We start from the raw sequence: 17583 nt of genomic DNA, 5'->3' as shown, positions 1-17583 counted from the left end.
ACGCTCCGCGGACCAGTGACCGGACGGTGATCTTGGTCCGCCGCCCGGATCGCCGACCTCATCGCCCGCAGGCGTTCCCGTGCCCGACTGGTAGGTCCAAGAGAACCACTGGCACCAGCGGCAGTCGCAGACGGTGCGCGACTGTTAGCCGGTGAAGACTGTCCATCACGCACAGGGCGTCCTTCGAATTTGCGCGTGGAGCTCCGCTACCCTGTCGGGATCTACCTCTTCGGTCGGGACAGAGCACGTTGGCGGAAGAAGGCACACTTGCACATCGACCAGCCTGCTTTTTGTCAGCAGGATCCGAAGCGTCTCACCGCTCTGTGAGAGCAGCGATTACATGTCGACGGTCATCGACACCAGATACGTGCGCGGTGCTCCCAGGAAGAACGTTCCGAATGAGGCCACGCTGGACCAATAAGTCGTACCGGTCACGTTCTGGATGTTAGCGCGGAACACCGTCTTCCTGCCGTTGATCGCCGTCGTGTAGCGGGCGCCGAGATCGAGCCGCGTCCAATCCGGGATCGGCTGCTTATTGTCCGCATCGACGAACTGCCGGCCTGTATAGATGACGGCGCCATTCATGGTGAGCCCTCTCGCCCACGGGAGATCCCACTCGGCTCCGACATTGGCCTGCACGTTCGGAACGCCGATCGGCGTATTGCCCACACGTGACGTGATGGCTGACTTCGTCAGGGTACCATCCAGCAGCGAACCGCCCCCGAGGACGCGAACATCGGGCCTGAGCTCGCCGAAGACGTTGAATTCGAGCCCGCGCACCTGCGTTTCGGCAGTCGCCCCGAAGCGCCCGGCCAACGTTTCGCCGCTCGCCTTCGATATTTCGAAGGCGCTGAAGGTGGTTGCGACCCGCCCGAAATCCACCTTGACGCCGGCCTCGTACTGTTTGGCGATGTAGGGCGGGAGTATCTCGCCGCCATTGGAAACACCCGTCTGCTGCGGCGCTATATCGCCCTTGCTTAGACCTTCGATGTAGTTCGCATACAGGGAGACGTTGTCTCGGGGCCGGACGACGAGGCCGACCACGGGAGTGGTCGCGCTCTTGTCGTAGGAGTTCGCCAGCGTTCCGACATTGGAAACATAGTTGTTCGCCTCGACGCCCTGGCGCCGGACACCCAACGCCAACAGGACACGCTCGTCGAGAACGGACAAGGTGTCGGCAATCGATAGCCCTGTGAGCTGACTGTCCGAAAGCCGAGGGCGTCCTGCGATCTCGTTTGCGAACTGAGTTGGCGCGACTGTCGGACTATAGATGTTCGACGTAACCAGCGTGCCATTGGTAAGCCGCCGGTACAGTTCGTCGTGATAGACCGAGGCCTGGAAGGTGACGGCATGACGAACGAACCCGGTATCGAAGCGGGCCCGGACGCCGCCATCATATGTATGTCGATCGATGCTGAGCCCGAAGAATTGGGGCGTCGAGGTCGTGTCGCCCCTGGTGTTGGTGATCGTCGGAAGACCGAAGAATCGCTCGACATTGGTCCGCGAGCCGCCCACGTCGGCGAACAGCGTAACCTGATCGGTTACATCGTATTCGTTGCGCCACAAGACCGATTGGTCGTTGATGCGCGACCATTCCCAGGGCTGCGTCACGTTCAGCCGGCCGTCCGGCGCCTTTGGCACCGGCACGCCGGCAGCCATAAGGAACGGACGTGACGGAGCATCGAACCGATCGGTCTGGGCGATGAGGTAGAGCCAGGACCTGTACCGTTCGCCCTGATAGTCGAGGGCCAGCGACCCGACCCCGGTCGTTTCGGACTGGCGATCGATGGGCGTGTCGCCGTCGCGCAGGCTACCGCTGGCGCGTACGCCCCATTCCTTGCTGTCGCCGTAACGCCTCGCAACATCCCAGTGACCGCCAAACCGTGCAGCCGAGCCGTAATCCACGGTGAAGCGCGTCAAATCCTCTCCCGCGCGTTTAGGCACGACATTGATAACGCCGCCGACGCCGCCATTGGGCGCGATGCCCGAGAGCGCGGCTGAGGGACCCTTGAGCACTTCGATGCGCTCGACGTAATCCGTAAAGATGCGGTATGTCGGCGCGATCCCGTACAGGCCCTCGAAGGCAAATTCACCGTTATTGCCTTCGTTGACCGGGAAGCCACGGATGTAAAACGAATCGAGCACACCGCCCGTTGGATGGGAACTTCGTACGGAAGGATCGAGGATCAAGGCGTCCGCCCCCGTCGCTGCCTGCTGATCGCGAATGAATTTGTCCGTGTAACTCGTCACGTTGAACGGTGACTTCATCGTGCCGGTGTTTCCGAGCAGTCCTAGTCGCGCGCCTTGAGCGACCTGGCCGCCTGCGAAGGGGGGCACGACACCCGACCGCGACGGCTGCGACTGCGCAGCGACAGCTTCGGCTTGCAGGGCACCAGGCGCCGTGACGCGCCGTGAAGTTGATCGAACCCGAGACGCATCTCGTTTGCTCGGCGTGCGATGGATCGTCTGTTGCGTTGGAGCATCGACAGTAACGGGTGGAAGCGAGTTGGCGCCTTGCGAGGTTTGGGATTGAGCGGGCGATTCGAACCACGCCAGCAACATCACTCCACCTAGCAGTGTCGCACCAAAGCGAGCTGCCGTCCCAACCTCAACTGCACGTCGCATTTCCAGAAAGTCCCTCAACAGCAACACGTCGCCCAACGTGAAATGGCTCCACGCTCGACCTGCAACGATCATGGATCCAAGATCGGCTCGCCGCGTCCGCGCGCGGCCGACGCTTATCGCTTGTGATTCAGCTCCTCCGCAGACTCGCATTCAGATCAGTTGCCTGCGTTTATATCGGCAACGTCCGATTGCTCACTATCTGCATCGCTTCTCTAGTGAGACGCTATCGTCACCGCAACGCAAATGCGTGCGGTGCGACTTAGAATGCCTCGATCATTGACGAATCGAGCCAGTTGGCCTGCGTTTGGAAAACTTCCAAAGGCGCTTTGACGATCCCCAGCTCATTAATGCGCCTCCGATCCCACGATTTCTTTGCGCAGCATGCGCACCGATCTGGATCTCCCAGACCCGACGGACTGTTATTCGCGCGACCGAAAAGCCTGCCACCTCGGCACTTGCCTCGGAAACGAGGAATGTGATCGATGCTGGATTCGACTCCAATAGATCAAGGAAAGAAACAACCGTTGCTGCTATCGGATCACGATTGAGGCGCGATGGCGCAAAATCGAAGAAGGCATTTGAGCAATAGACCTCTATAAGACCAATGTGTGTCGGAGCGTTGCGCTTTCAAGGGCTTCACGACTGTGCAAGGAGGTAGGCGAGAAGCGTGCGAATACGTCATCATGATCGCTCACGACGCGAGGAGTTTTGTTGACGCCGTCCGTGATCATCCGGACGGCGTCAGGCGCGACGCCGAACCAGCCGGCGATGAGTACGGCAAAGGGTGACACGCTAGACGTTCCATCCTATGAATTTTTCGGTTGCATAGAGATTCGATAGAATCGGAGAGTATGGAGTTCTTATGTCCGCCAGGTTGCCTACTGTCTCCGTACGAATGGCATCTGCCCTGAGGACACCAATGTCGATCAGCTTTGAGGTCGACAATGTCTGGGTCACGTCGTGAGCACTCTGCCGAAGTGATCGGTCAGAGGCGTCCTCCAGAGTCTCCTTGTCGTAGGCGCCGAAGATATCGCGCTCACCGAGCAGTAACCGGATCGCCTCCTGGAGTGCAGATTTTTCGCGTCGCTCGTCGGCCGCCGCGGTCAGCAACGCCGCCGCAAGCGCTTCGTCGACTAGGGAAATACTGGCCAGAACCCACACGAAAGCAGTAGCGGCGCTCGGTTGATGACTGCCAGCCGCGCGGAGCTACCGAGGCATCCGGTATCGAGCTCGCCAATGAACACATCCGTGCGGGACGAGAATCTACAGAAGCCGGATCGGTATTAACGGTGCCGTCAATAAGCTTCCAAGTCTGGCCCTGACGCCATTTGGGCGCAGGTCCGATGATTCTGCACCGACCAATCTGGCTTGAAGCAGATTGATTCCGGAAGCCAACGGGAGCTGATCGAACACCCGATCCGAATAGGCGAGGATGGCCTTAAAGGCCCGCATCGGCACGGCTGACTAAACCTGGAAACGGCAAGCAGAGCAAGGAATCACAGCCCTGCTACCACAGCAAAGCCATGTTCGGCGGCTTGGAGCGCCTCAGCGATGTCCGCCTCGGTGTGCGCGGCGCAGAGGAACATGTTGTGCTTGGGATGGAAGTAAACGCCTCGCCCCAACATCGCGCTGCAGAAGGCCGAACCCTTCCGGTAAGCCGGATCCTGGTCGAACAGGAGAGTCGGCATCTGCGCAGGCCCCGATTGGCGAATTGACACGCCGAACTGGCGCGAACGTGTCTCAAGGCCCTCACGCAGCATTTGCCCGAGCTGTGCAAGACGGCTCGGCACATTGTCCCTGCGCACGATCTTCAACGTCGCCACGGCGGCAGCCATCGCGACAGCGCCGGCCCAGAATGACCCGGTGACAAAGACCTGGGACGCGGCACCGCGGAGCCAATTGGCTCCGGTGACAGCCGCCAGGGCATAGCCGTTGGCGATCGCCTTGCTCCAGGCGGACAGGTCGGGGCGGACACCAAGCCCTTCCCAGCTCCCGGCAGCGTTCAGGCGCAAGCCTGCGCGGACTTCATCAATGATCAGCGCAGCCCCTCTGTCGTCGCAGATGCGGCGTGCCGCATGCGCGAACTCCACGGTGGGAAGTTCCTGGTCGAGCCCGAGATCGTGGCGGTATGCCGAGATCAGGATGCCGGCGAGATCGTCGCCGGCCGCCTTTGCCGCCACCTCGAGACTCTCGACATCATTGAAAGTGAAATATGCGAGATGGGCGCGATCCTCTGCAGTCACACCGAGCAACGACGGTGAGCACCACGGCACAGCACCATGATAGGCGCCCTTGGCGACCAAAATCTTTCGCCGGCCCGTTGCTGCCCTCGCGATGGTGACGCAGGTCGTAGTCGCGTCGGTGCCGTTCTTCTGGAATTGCGTCCAGTCGGCGTGACCCACCATATCCACGACGAGCTCGGCCAGCTCGACCATGACTTCCGCCGGGCCGTTCAGACAATCCCCCTCACGGCGCTGACGCTCGGCAGCCTCCTCCACTTCGGGATGATGGTGGCCGAGCAGATTGGGTCCCCAACTGCACATGAAATCCACGTACCGGTAACCATCCACATCCCAGAGCACCCCGCCCTCGCCGCGCCGGAAGAATTGCGGATAGCCGTCCGGCAGCTTGGCCGCGTGGAGGTGCCCCCACATCCCGCCCGGCACGACCTTCTCCGCGCGTGCGCGCAGCGTGGTGTCCCTTGTTCGGTTCAATCCCGGCATGACGGCCCTCTCCAACTCTAAGATGATATATCATATATTATCAGGTGAATTGCAAGTGGCTGTCTCCCTATGCCGATGTGCAGCAACCCGACCACAAGGAGTGACCTCCTTTCGGCAGAATCGGCGCCAGCGGCTAATGATTTCGGCAAATCTGCCTGCCTATATTATATATAAAGTGGATTCGAGCAGGTGGTGGGGTTGGCACAAACGGCCAAACCCTTGCGAGGGACCGAAATGAACGACGTGGAACAGAAGCCTGGCGAGAGCGGAGTTGGTCCCGTCGCCCGCGATAGCCTGACAAGCCTTGTCTACAACAACCTGCGACAGGCGCTGATGGAGGGCCGGTTCTGGCCGGGCCACCGCTTCAAGATCCGCGAGCTCGCTGCGACGATGAACGTGTCGGAGACACCCATTCGCGAGGCATTGATGCAACTCGTGCGCGGGCGCGCCCTCGAGATGCAGGCTGGCCGTTCGATCATGGTCGCTCACATGACAGCCAAGCAGTATATCGAGCTCAGGACCGTGAGGCTGTTTCTCGAAGGCCTCGCCGCGGAGCACGCCACGACGCGCATTTCCGAAGCAGGCATCGACAAGATGGAAGCAATCCATCACGAGTTGATCAGCGCCGAAAAAGAGCGTCGGTGGTCGGACGCGGTTCGCGCCAACTGGCAATTCCATCGCGGCCTGTACGATGGATCTGGACTTCCCGAGGTGCTTGCCATTCTCGACGATATCTGGATGCGCAACGGTCCCTTGCTGAATTTTCACTATCCGCACGCGCCACCAATTTATCCGAACGAGCATCAGCACTTGTCCGTGCTCAACTATTTGCGACAACGCCGTCCCGATAAGGTGCGGGAAGCGATCCAGGCCGACATGATGGAGGGCGGCCAAAACCTCGTGCGGCTCCTGGAAAAGCATGGCGGCACCCGCAACATGACGCCTGGGGAGGATTGACCTCAGCGGCGCATCTTTCGCGCCTCCGTCACAGCGTCGATGATCGCGCGATGGGTTCAAACTCCGCGATGTCGGTTGTGCATGGCGCCGGCTGTCGTTCACGCGTGGCTTGCCCGATCACGCCCTCTCCTCTCGCGGCACAGCAGGCGTCGACGACGTAAACCGGTCGAGAATGTTTCGGGTGATCCGCTGCGTGAACGGGTCGCCGCGCTTTAGCCCCATCACCCATTCGCAGGTCGCGGCGGTCAGAACCTCGCCCTTTCCACGGGTCATGTGCACCATCATGCCAGATCCGTATTTGTAGCGGGCAAGTCCCTCCGGCGTGATTTCGCCGGTAAGACATTCCACCAGGCCCTCGTGATCGCTGCTGCGCACGTAGTAGCGAAAGCCCTCGCCTTGCGGCTCGTCCTCGGCGAGGACGGCAGGTGCCATGGCCAATATCTCGATGGTTTCGGGCTGCCCGTCGGCGGGAACGGGAAACGGAAGGCCGTTGCGGAAAGTGTAGTCGAGTCCGTCGACCTCGTAGGCAAAGATGTGCTGCTTGTCGCCGAAGATGTCGGCATAGTGCAGCCCGGTGCCGGCGAAGGCCCAATGTTCGGGGCGATAGACCGTAAAGCCCTTTTGGCCGTTCGGTGCAAAACCTCCCCAGGACGCATAGAGGCCGTGTGCGCCGTTCACACCCACTGTCGAGGCGCCGGGCCAACGCACGTTACGGTCTTCCCAGGCCGACGTCATGAGATGCGTCCTGCCCGTGCCGGCGATGGGATCCTTGTGGATCGCCTTGAACTTGTGGCAGACCTGCCGCTTGCCATCCTCTTCAAGTCGTATCTGCCACAGGAAGTTGGCACCGAAACGCGCGAGCCGTCCGCCGCTTTCCACATAGCGCTCGATCGCCTCACGCATCTCCCATGTCCAGTACTCGTCATGGCCGATGATCGTCACGCAAGGATAGCCGTCGAGCAATTCAGGCTGGTAGTGGAGATCGGTCTGGGTGATCATGTCGAGGGCATAGCCTTCCTTCTCCGCCCACAACACGAAATGACGATCGTACTGGGCCCAGCCAGCCGCCGCGTAATACTGGCCAAAGCCATTGGCAAAGGCCCACTCCTTCATCGGATAGCGCGGGGCATCGCCCATCTCGGGCGCAGGATCGGCGCAGATGCGGGGCGCACCTGCGGGGAGCCAGACCATGCCGCGGGTCCATGGTCGCTCGAGCGACAACACCGGCGACGGCTCGTCCCGGCCCGGACCTTCGACGCCGAAGTAGTGATTGGCACCACCGAAATCGTTGTAGGCAGTCCAGGTACCCGTCGGCAGGATCATCAGGATCTTCGCACGCCGTGTCCTTTCCAATGGGCGCACGACGAAAAAGTGATGCTGGACGAATCGGCCGCCATTCGCCCGCTCGCAGGACGAGATCACGCGATAGAACCCGGAGCGCAGATCGGACGGCAATCTCCACCGGTGCGTGACCGGCCAGTTACATCCATTGCGGTAGGCGTCCGGTGGCGTGGGCGCGAACACACCGTCCAGTGCATCGACCTCATGCACCATTTCCGGCTCAAGGCCATCGCGATAGACCTGCAACCGCCAGGTTTTCGCCGTCGCGCTGGAATGGAAGGCAACCTCCCCTCCCGGATCGTAAGACATCGCGTCGGTATAGGTGTACACCTCCGGCACTTCGGGGTCTTCGCGCGGCGCTTCGTACCAGGGCTGGCTACCCCAATGCTCGTCCGCATGCATCGGGCGCACCTTTCGCGGCGCGACGTTGATGGCTCCCAATTCCGGAGATTGGAAATGGCGCTTGTCAGTCATGGGAGATCTCTTCTGATCGAAGCCGTGTCCGTGCCCTAAGCCTGGGCGGGGATGACGAACGGCGCCGGATCAAGGAACCGTGTCACGACATTCAGGGTGATAGCGCTGATGTTGTTGTCGTAGTTGTTGTGGCCCAGCGACATGCCATAGGTGATCGAGCCAGTGGCAAATACCGCACCGCCATTGGCGGTTTCGAAGAACACCATGTCGGCGCGGACCAAGGCGTTCTGGGTGCCGTCAAGCCCGTCAACCACGGTACGAAACTCTTCCGGCGTCGGGAGCGCGCCTGCCCCCAGACCTTCGGAGGTCGCAATCCGTAACGCGTGCCGCGGCGTTCCCAGATCGAGATCGTAGCGGTCGATCTCGCTACCGACCGCACCATTGTAGCGAAAGCCGAAGTCACCGAGCTTCTCGTCGCGGTCCACGCCCTCGAAGATGAAGGCGGCGCGCGCGTCCTCGCTCTCGGCCGTGCGCAAATAGTAGCCGCAGGTGTCGTTGATCATCGCCGAAAAGCCGACGCCCACGAGCTTCTGCGGTGCAAAGCCGGAGTGCCGCCACAACGAGCCCGGCTCGCCGGTGCCGGCAAGATGAACCTCGCCCGGCTCCGACTCCCAGGTCCGCGTTCCGGCCATGCCGCGGCGGACCTCCAGCGCCGCGGGCGCGGCCGGATGAAAGCCGCAGCGCCAGTAGAACGCATTGCCTCCCATCGAGATGTGCCGCCCCCCGGCGTTTTGGTGCGCCATGATCGCGTTCATCATGCTGAAACTGTAGTATTCGGGATGGGTCGGCGTCATCACGACCCGATAAGGCGCGAGCGCCCGTGCCCCTTCGCGATCGAGCTCGACATCCGTGATCAGATCGTAGGAAATCCCTTTCTCCTCGAGCCAATCGAGGATGTGGGTGTCGTTGATCAGATTGAACCAGTAGCCCCGCGGGCGCATGTTGAGGATGGGCCGCAGCCAGGAGCTGTAGGCGCGCCCCGATCCGTCGACATGGCAATCATAGGTCGATTGCCCGATCTCCGGGTTCTCCTGCATAAAGACGTCGTCCTGCGGCAGCCACAGGACGTGCTCCATCAGAGTCTCGAAGTGAACCTGATAGAGCCGCAATGCACTGTTGGCATAAGCCAGATAAGTCGCCACCGAAGCGACGATGACGAAATCGGCTCGCCTGGACTTCCTGCCGGGGGTCACGAAGAAAGTGACATAGCTTTCGCAGTTCGCCTCAGGGTCATTCCCGCCAGGCGTCAACCGCAGCGCATAGACGCCCGATCGCCAATCGGCCGGCACATCGAGCGCGCACGTGGTCTGCCACCCGCAATCGTAGATGTCATCGCTGTGGAAATGGATCGCCGCATATTCGCGCGGCGAGAGCCGCCAGTCATGGACGCTCCCCGACCAATGAAAGCCGGTGACGCCCCTGCGGGGCAGCTGGCGCAGGCTGCCGTGCAGACCGTTGGGCGACAGGTCCTTGACAGACAGCGTCGAGATCCCGTCCGCAAAATCCCAGAAAGCGACAAGGCCGGCCTCGGTCGCACCTGTCCGCGGCTGGCAATCGAACACGCGCAGCGCCTCCGCCTCCAGCGGACGCGAGAAGATCCGCGGCGCCTCGATCTTGCCGTCGAAATGAGACGCGTATTGCTGCTCCCCGTTCAGATGATGGGCCGCAATCAGGAACGGCAATCCCGAGTCGAGCGCAAGCGCCAGCGGCAGAGCGAATGATTTCGCGTGGGCGACCGTCGGCTGAACGCCATTCGCCGGAACGATCAACGACAGCGTTGCCGATCGCCGTACGAGATCGATCGCGACCGATACGAACGCCCAGACGCGCTGTCGCAGTTTCACGTCGAGGGTAAAACGGGCCGACGCTCCGGTTAACTGGCCGAGGACCAGAACCGGGCATCCTTCCTCATCAAGCTCGAGAGCGTAGCCGCGCCCCGAGGCCTCGCACCAATTGCCCATCACGGCCTTGGCATTGTCGGCGATGCGCGTCGGACAGACGTAGGCGCCGAAGCACCAGTGTCCCCCGGTCGGAGCGAGAGCGCCATCGTGCTCGACGATCGCGTTGGATCCCGGCCGGATTGGCTGATCGAGACAGGCGTGCTCGCCGTCGACGTTGCTCGTCATCACCTCGTATTTGAAGCCCGGACCGTTGACATCGACATCGCCGCAGCGCAACCGCAGCACCTCGACCTTCACGTTCGGCCGCTTGCTGCTCAACTGGAAGCGGACCGTCTCGCCTGCTGGAACGCTGATGCGGTCCGGATAGCCGAGATACTCGTTCGTCCTATAAATCACCCGAAACCTCCGCAGGCAGCGTCGCGCCAGTCATTTCCTGCCAACGCAGCTTGAAAACATGCCACTCCGCTTCAGCGAGAGAGGTGAAGACGCGATCATCGACGAAAGGCATGGGATCGCCCCGCCGCTTGGGGATACACGACAGCCGCCAGGCCCTGCCCGGCTCGAGCACGATCAGGACAAGTCGCCCTTCCGGCCTGCCCCATCGCATCCGCGCCAGCAGCTTGCGGAGCTCCGGACTGTGCACACCGAGCGGGCTCGCGCGGAATTCCTCTACGAGATCGAGCCTGCTCGGATCGATGACGTAGCGCATCGCACTGGGGTCACTGGTGTGATCCATGGTCCGTCCTCATCTTGCGAACGCGAAGCCGCGGGAGACGCTGTCGCGGCTCAGCGCGTCAGCCAGGCCATCCACCGCTCGCGCAATTCGTTGCGGTGCTCGCCGATCCAGGCGAAATCGGGTTTGACCAGCTTTTCGTAGTTTTCCGGCGAGGTCGCATAGAGATTGCGCTCTTCCGGCTTCAGCAACTCGATGGCCGACTTGCTGGCAGTTGCATAGTTGACGGCCCGCATGAACGGTACGTGGGCGTCGGGGCTCGCATAGAAGAAGTCGAGATAGGCCATGGCCGCGTTGAGGTCCGGCGCGCCCTTGAGAACAGCCATATAGCCGGTGTCGCGAATGGCCTGATCCCAGGACATGGCGACCGGAGCGCCCTCTTTCACGACGGCGAGCGCGCGTCCCGAATAGCTCATGGCCAAGACCACCTCGCGGCTGCGCATGATCTGCTGCACCTGATCGCCTGTTTTCCACCAGACGGAGACATTGGGACGAATCTCGTCAAGCTTCTTGTAGGCGCGATTGAGATCGAGCGGAAAGAGCTGGTCCGCCTTGACGCCGTCGGCGAGGAGCGCGGCCACGGGCACCCACCAGTCGCTGTCGCCGGTATCAGGCAGGCCACGAGGTCCGGGGAATTGCTTGACGTCCCAGAAATCGGCCCAGGTCTTCGGTGCCTTCTCCTTGAACGCCTCGGTATTGTAGGTGATCAGCATGCCTCCGGTCGTGCGAGCGACACCGTAGGGCTGGCAGGCATCGGAGACGCCGAACTTCTGGACGCTCGGCAGCTTGGCGCAGTCGATCTTCTCGAGCATGTCGGTGCGCCCGACCAGATCTGGACCGGTTGCCGTGACGATGTCGAACTCCATCTTGCCGGTTCGTTGCATTGCCTTGGCGCGCGCCCACTGGTCGGGAACTTCGACCGCGACCGGGACGACCTCGACATTCCTGGCCTTGTTGAAGGGCTCGTAGAAGTATTTCGCCAGCGTGTTGCCCATCAGACCACCGGTCGTGGCAATCACCAGCTGATCTTCGAGCTTCTGAGCGGCAGCCGGCAACGTTACAGAAAGAGCGGAAGCCAGCGCAAGCAGTGCTGAGGTCCGCTTCCAGGTCTTCTTCGACATCGACGTTCTCCTCTTTGAGCTCTCATCCGGCGCTTGACTGAGTCTTGCTGCGGGACCTGAGTGCATGGCCTCCCAGCAAGATCGCGATGGACAGGACGATCAGCAGCGTCGCGATCGCAGGAATTATCGGTGTCAGATTCTGCTCGATGTCCTCGAACATACGACGCGGCAGCGTCTTCTGGCGTATGCCGGACAGGAAGAACGACACGACGGGTTCGTCGAAGGAGATGATGAAGGCAAACAGCGCGCCGCTCGCAAGACTCGGCAGGACCAGCGGCAGCGTCACGAAGCGAAAGGCCTGAAAGCGCGTCGCACCGCAGCTCATCGCCGCCGCTTCGAGATTGGCGTCGACGCTGCCCAGGGCCGCCGCCATCGTGAACACGACGAACGGCAGGGTCAGAACCGTATGTGCAAGCACAAAGCCGGGAACGGTTCCCGAGAGACCGATCGTCTGGAAAAACAGGTAGAGACCGACGGCGAGCGCGATATGCGGCACGATGATCGGCCCTATCAGGAGGATCTGGAACAGGGTCACGAGCCGGCTGCGACCACGGACCATGGCATAGGTGGCTGCGGTTCCGATCAGCGAAGCACAGGCTGCCGTCAGAAGCGCCACTTGCACGCTGAGCCAGGTGGCCGCACGCCACTGCCTGCTGTCGAAATACTCGGCGTACCATTTCAAGGTGAAACCGGTCGGCGGGAATGCCAGGTAGTCGTTCTGGCTGAACGACATTGGAATGACGATGACGAGCGGCACAATGATGAATGCCAGCACAGCATAAACATAGGCGCCCAGCACGAGGGAACCTCGGTCGGTCGGCGGTTTCACGAGGCGCTCCCCATCAGCCGGTCGAAACGCAACGTCTTGCTGAACACGATCGCGAGCAAGGTCACGAAGAACGTCAGCCCCCCCACCAATGCGGCGGCGAAGGGCCAGTCAAGGACCTCGCGGATCTGCTTTGACACGAGGGTCGAGATCATCATCTCCTGCGGTGAGCCGAGAAGCGCGGGCGTGATGAAGAAGCCAAGCGCCGTGAGAAACACCAGCAGCGATCCGGAAACGACGCCCGGCAGGCTCAATGGAAGAATGACTTCGAGAAAGGTCCGCAGGCGCGTCGCGCCGAGCACGGCGGCCGCCCGCGCATAGTCGTTCGGAATGCTGCGCAAGGCGCCGTAGATCGGTAGGATCATGAACGGCAGCAACACGTGAGTCATGGCGATGACCACCGCGCTCTGGGTGTAGAGCAGCTTGAACGGCTGCGAGGTCAGGCCGAGGGCCATCAGCGCCGAGTTGATCAGCCCATTGCGCTGGAACAGGAAAGACCAGGCGGCGGTGCGCACCAGTACGCTCGACCAGAGCGGCAGGATCACGCAGACCGCGACAAGGGCGGCGGGCGCCCCCTTCGTCCGGCTCATATAGTAGGCCACCGGGAAGCCGAGAACCGCGGATAGGGCTGTCACGAGCGCAGCAGTCCAGAGCGTGCGCATCAGGACGCGCGCGTGAACCGGGTTGTCGACGACGCGGGCGTAGTTGTCCAAAGTCGGATGCGGCTCCAAGAAGCTGATCAGGAGGAGCTGCGCAATCGGATAGATGAAGACGAAGGCGATGACGGCGAAGAACGGTAGCAACAGCAGCAGCGTCGACAGGCCGCTCAGCCTGCGGCCATCGGAGTACCAGAACTGCGATCGCACCTCCTTCGTCATCACCGCTTCCCTCGGTAGAGCAGGATCGCCGCCGCAGGCACGGTGAAGGACGCAACGTCTCCGGGAGCCAGGGAGCTGAGCTGCGATTCGCCCGGAATGCGCGCACGCATCTCGGTGCCATCCGGCAGGCGGCCAATCAGGAGCATGGCTGACCCCGCATAGACGATGTCGCTCAGCGTGACGTTGACGATTTGGCCTGCCGCACTCGCGCCGAGCCGTAGCCGCTCGGGCCTCACGGCCATCACCGCGGCTTCGCCGGCCTTCACTGCATCGACCGCCGCGGTCGCCGGCAGTTGCCACGTCTCACCCCATGGCAGCCCCACCGAGACAACGTCGCCGACGCTTTCGACCGTGACGTCAACGAAATTCATCTCGCCGATGAAGCCGGCGGTGAAGAGATTTGCGGGCCTCTCGTAGAGTTCGCGTGCCGGCCCGATCTGCTTGATCTTACCATCCTTCAGGACGGCGATCCGGTCGGCCATGGTCAGGGCCTCACTCTGATCGTGAGTGACGAAGATGACGGTAATGCCGAGCTCGGCATGCAGGCGCTTGATCTCGAGCTGCATGTCCTCACGCAGATTCTTGTCGAGTGCGCTGAGTGGCTCGTCCATCAACAGGACGCGCGGCTGATAGACGATGGCACGCGCGAGCGCCACGCGTTGCTGCTGGCCGCCGGAGAGCTCGTTGGGACGACGGTTGCCGTAACCGCCCAGACGCACCGTTTCGAGCGCAGCTTCGGCGCGCGCATGACGCTCGGCCTTCGGCAGTCCACGCATCTTCAGAGGAAAGGCGACGTTGTCCAAGATCGTCATGTGCGGGAACAGCGTGTAGTTCTGAAAGACCATTCCCAGGTTGCGCCTGTTCGAGGGCACATAGGTGAGGTCTTCGGAATCCACCTGGATGGTGCCGCTTGTCGGAAACTCGAACCCCGCAACGCTCATCAGGATGGTGGTCTTGCCGGAGCCGGAAGGTCCAAGCAAAGCGATGAATTCGCCGGCGGCAATATCGAGATCCACGCCATCGACGGCAAAAACCGGGCCGAAACGTTTTTCCAGACGGCTGATGCGGATGGATGCGCCGGCTGTTGCCGGTGTAGTCGATGCAGCCTTCACGAAGATCTCGTTTCCCATCTGTCCGCCTGGTACGACGCGGGAGGCAAATGCCCCTTACACTGATGCCGGGGACCTCGATCCACGGCGGCTACTCTCGATATAATATTTGATATATCAGGCTATCGCGCAATAAAGCGCGCGACAAGGGCCATTTGCGCGTCGAGCATCGGCTTGCCGCCGATGGTTCTCGCGCCCTGAGCTGCGGCCCGTTCCAGAAGCCGGGTCACCTCGGGGGTGACGATGATGTCGCTGACGGCGGTCGCGGGACCCACTCCCTCGATATCGAGCGGCAGAGGGTCATCCGTCTTCATGCCGAGCGACGTCGTATTGACGATGAGGTCGAACGCGCGTGCCTCAGCGCGCCCGGCATTGACCTTCGTCTCCGGATAGCGCCGTGACACCGCCTCGGCGAGCGCATGCGCCTTCGCTCCATCCCGATTCATGATGGTCAGCTCGCGTGCGCCGGCCTCGGCCAGGCCGAATGCGGTTGCGCGCCCCGCACCGCCTGCTCCGACCTGGAGCACTTTCCGGCCACGAACCGCAATCTGATGCTGCGCAAGGCTGGCGACAAAACCCCGCGCGTCCAGATTGTCGCCGATGAGGCGTCCGTCAGCCGTTCGCTTGACGAAATTGACGGCGCCGATGAGCGCCGCCGTCGGCGTCGTCTCATCCAGATGTTCGATCACGCCTGTCTTGTGCGGGATCGTGACACCAAAGCCGACGACATTGCGCATCAGCCTGACGCTCGCGAGAACTGCCCCCAGATCGGCCGGCAGCACATGAAGCGGCGATACCGCCACGTCGTCGTCGATGGACTGAAAATAGGTGTTCAAGACAGCGCTTGCGCGAACATGGTCGACCGGGTGCGCCAGCACGAACATGATCTTGGTCTTGCCGGTGATCTCCATGGGCCCTCCTTCGATCAGGCTGGTAAAGCAACTCGGCCGTAGCTCGCATAGCGTTCGAGCACCCGCGCCATTTCATCATCGGGAAGGATCGTCGGCGCGCCGGCCTGACAGGCGAGCAGATACTGCCTGGCAAGAGTCTCAAGCTTTACGGTGAGATCGAAAGCCGCCTGCAGGCTTGCGCCCGCGGCGATCATCCCGTGGTTGGCCAGCAGGCAGGCCTTGCGCTTCCGAAGCGCGGCGACCGCGCCTTCGGCGAGCGCTCGTGTTCCAAATGTCGCGTAGGGAACGCACGGCACGTCGTTCCCGCCAAAACCGGCGACCATGTAGTGGAACGCCGGAATTGGCTTCGCAAGACATGCCAGCGCGACACAGCAGTCGGCATGTGTATGTACGACCGCATTCACGTGCGGATAGGCCTTGAGGATGGCGAGGTGCATATGCCATTCGCTGGACGGCAGGCCGCCGCCGAGCACGGTTCCGTCGTGCTTCAGCCGCACCAGGCGATCGGGCGTCGTGTTGCCGCTGTTGCCACCACTCGGCGTGATGAGAATGTCCTCCCCGAGGCGGCAGCTTACATTGCCGCTGCTGCCGTGATTGAACCCCTTCTTTTCAAGCGTCTCGACGATGTTTAGCAGCGATTGCCTGGTTTCGAGCTCGTTCAATTGGCATCCTCCGGATTCAGCATCGATTTCAGCGTCGTCATGAACAGGTCGACCGGCCCGAGCTTGCCGGACTTGAGGCAAAGGGCGATCGGATCCGCGTCGTCGGTCGTGGCCGTGCCGATGCCCGGGCCGCCATAGGGGCCAACCCGCAGGCTTCGAATGCCAAGGTGATCAACGATCGAACCCGAGGTCTCGCCGCCGGCGACGACGAAGCGGCGGACTCCGGCACCACGAAGAGAAACAGCGAGACGGCCGAGGATGGTCTCGGCAAGTTGCGCAGCACCTTCGCGCCCATATCGCTCCTGGACCATTTTGACGACTTCGGGAGACTCCGAGGTTGAGATGGCGATAGGCCCGTCCTTCAGCCGCGGTCGCGCCCAGTCGAGCGCCACCCCGACTGCTGACCCGACATCGTCGGCCGCCAGGAGATTCATCCGAAGCACTGGGCGGTGTCGTTCGAATTCGGCGAGTTGCTCGAGCGTGCGTTCCGCGCAACTGCCGGCAAGAACCACCCCGCTGCCATCCACTGCGGGCAAGCGCGCCCGGTTGCTCGTTGGGGCGACGAGCCCCTGCGCCTTCCAGATCGCAGGGTAGTGCTGAACGATAGTTGCGTTGCCCGTCATCAACTTCCAGTCGGAAGTCAGCTCGGCGAGCACATCGAGATCGCGATCATAGATCGCATCCGTAATGAAGTAGCGAACACCCTGCCCGGTCGCGGACGCGATAGCCTGCTCCAAATGTGCAGGGCCGGCACTGACCAAAGGATGGGCAAGAAGGCCAACCCTGGTTGGCGTCTGCCTCTGCAACACGCGAACGAGATCGGGATCCGTCATCGGCGTCAGCGGATCGTTGCGCTTCGGCGAGTCCGAGATCAGCTCGGTCCCGAGAAAGAGATGGCCGTTGTAGACGGTGCGACGAAGCGAGGGAGAGGCGGGGCAAAACGCAGTGTGGTCCGCGCCCGTGAGCTGCATCAGCATCTCCGCCACGGGACCGATATTGCCGCGGTCGGTGGAATCGAATGTCGCACAATACTTGAAGAAGATCTGACGCGCGCCACGCGCGAGCAAAGCCCGCGCCGCCTTCCCGCTCCTGGCAACAGCTTCGTCAGCCGGGATGACGCGCGTTTTTTGCGCAACCACGATGGCGGGGATGTCGCCGATCGTCGCAACAAGTTCGGGGTCGGTGACAAACGCGCAGTCGATACCGGCAGCGATGAGCATGGCGGCGGTCTCCATACCGCCGGTTAGATCGTCCGCCACCACCCCAAAAACTGGTTTCATGATGCCCTTACACGATTTCACGCCACCGCCTCAGCTTTGATA

General features: G+C 61.9%; 14 protein-coding genes. 1 reads left to right on the top strand and 13 read right to left on the bottom strand.

Annotation, left to right across the window (positions count from 1 at the left end):
• Positions 1–336 precede the first annotated feature (336 nt).
• The 3 genes from AAFG50_RS16580 to AAFG50_RS16570 all read right to left on the bottom strand — a co-directional run bounded on the left by AAFG50_RS16580 (position 337) and on the right by AAFG50_RS16570 (position 5348).
• The gene (locus tag AAFG50_RS16580) at positions 337–2697 is read right to left on the bottom strand and encodes a TonB-dependent siderophore receptor (protein ID WP_342714198.1); all 2361 of its coding nucleotides are present in this window, start codon (positions 2695–2697) and stop codon (positions 337–339) included.
• A gap of 720 nt (positions 2698–3417) precedes the next feature.
• Positions 3418–3786 (bottom strand): hypothetical protein, encoded by a 369-nt coding sequence (locus AAFG50_RS16575; RefSeq protein WP_028171903.1) that lies wholly within the window; start codon positions 3784–3786, stop codon positions 3418–3420.
• A gap of 335 nt (positions 3787–4121) precedes the next feature.
• Positions 4122–5348 (bottom strand): aminotransferase class III-fold pyridoxal phosphate-dependent enzyme, encoded by a 1227-nt coding sequence (locus tag AAFG50_RS16570; RefSeq protein ID WP_074077724.1) that lies wholly within the window; start codon positions 5346–5348, stop codon positions 4122–4124.
• A gap of 234 nt (positions 5349–5582) precedes the next feature.
• On the opposite strand from AAFG50_RS16570, the gene AAFG50_RS16565 reads away from it, so the two are divergent.
• Entirely contained in the window at positions 5583–6305 is a 723-nt protein-coding gene (locus tag AAFG50_RS16565) for a GntR family transcriptional regulator (RefSeq protein WP_028171905.1), read from the top strand.
• Between the two features lie 117 nt (positions 6306–6422).
• Here the strand turns inward: AAFG50_RS16565 and AAFG50_RS16560 are convergent, their stop codons facing one another.
• From AAFG50_RS16560 to otnK, 10 genes are all read right to left on the bottom strand, one after another.
• The gene (locus tag AAFG50_RS16560; protein WP_028171906.1) at positions 6423–8120 is read right to left on the bottom strand and encodes a N,N-dimethylformamidase beta subunit family domain-containing protein; all 1698 of its coding nucleotides are present in this window, start codon (positions 8118–8120) and stop codon (positions 6423–6425) included.
• Between the two features lie 35 nt (positions 8121–8155).
• Positions 8156–10417, bottom strand: a complete 2262-nt coding sequence (locus tag AAFG50_RS16555) for a N,N-dimethylformamidase beta subunit family domain-containing protein (RefSeq protein WP_342714197.1) — start codon at positions 10415–10417, stop codon at positions 8156–8158.
• Positions 10407–10757 (bottom strand): hypothetical protein, encoded by a 351-nt coding sequence (locus tag AAFG50_RS16550; protein ID WP_028171908.1) that lies wholly within the window; start codon positions 10755–10757, stop codon positions 10407–10409. Before AAFG50_RS16550 ends, AAFG50_RS16555 begins: the two co-directional genes overlap by 11 nt.
• Before the next feature lie 50 nt (positions 10758–10807).
• Positions 10808–11875, bottom strand: a complete 1068-nt coding sequence (locus tag AAFG50_RS16545; RefSeq protein WP_028171909.1) for an extracellular solute-binding protein — start codon at positions 11873–11875, stop codon at positions 10808–10810.
• 22 nt (positions 11876–11897) lie between these two features.
• On the bottom strand, positions 11898–12704 hold the full coding sequence (locus tag AAFG50_RS16540; RefSeq protein ID WP_011086328.1) for an ABC transporter permease: 807 nt from the start codon (positions 12702–12704) through the stop codon (positions 11898–11900).
• Positions 12701–13579 carry an ABC transporter permease gene (locus AAFG50_RS16535; RefSeq protein ID WP_039184197.1) on the bottom strand — a complete coding sequence of 293 codons (879 nt, stop codon included), beginning with the start codon at positions 13577–13579 and terminating at the stop codon, positions 12701–12703. The genes AAFG50_RS16540 and AAFG50_RS16535 overlap by 4 nt, the downstream gene beginning before the upstream one ends.
• Positions 13579–14709: an ABC transporter ATP-binding protein gene (locus AAFG50_RS16530; protein ID WP_049832416.1), complete on the bottom strand. Its 1131-nt coding sequence runs from the start codon at positions 14707–14709 to the stop codon at positions 13579–13581. The genes AAFG50_RS16535 and AAFG50_RS16530 overlap by 1 nt, the downstream gene beginning before the upstream one ends.
• A gap of 101 nt (positions 14710–14810) precedes the next feature.
• Positions 14811–15599: a shikimate dehydrogenase gene (locus AAFG50_RS16525; RefSeq protein ID WP_028171911.1), complete on the bottom strand. Its 789-nt coding sequence runs from the start codon at positions 15597–15599 to the stop codon at positions 14811–14813.
• A gap of 14 nt (positions 15600–15613) precedes the next feature.
• The gene (locus AAFG50_RS16520; RefSeq protein WP_011086324.1) at positions 15614–16261 is read right to left on the bottom strand and encodes a class II aldolase/adducin family protein; all 648 of its coding nucleotides are present in this window, start codon (positions 16259–16261) and stop codon (positions 15614–15616) included.
• Positions 16258–17541: a 3-oxo-tetronate kinase gene (gene otnK, locus AAFG50_RS16515; protein ID WP_039184195.1), complete on the bottom strand. Its 1284-nt coding sequence runs from the start codon at positions 17539–17541 to the stop codon at positions 16258–16260. Before otnK ends, AAFG50_RS16520 begins: the two co-directional genes overlap by 4 nt.
• Positions 17542–17583: the final 42 nt, after the last annotated feature.

This window comes from Bradyrhizobium sp. B039, assembly GCF_038965675.1.
Taxonomy (GTDB): Bacteria; Pseudomonadota; Alphaproteobacteria; order Rhizobiales; family Xanthobacteraceae; genus Bradyrhizobium; species Bradyrhizobium diazoefficiens.
This window is presented reverse-complemented; position numbering and strand designations above follow the sequence as displayed.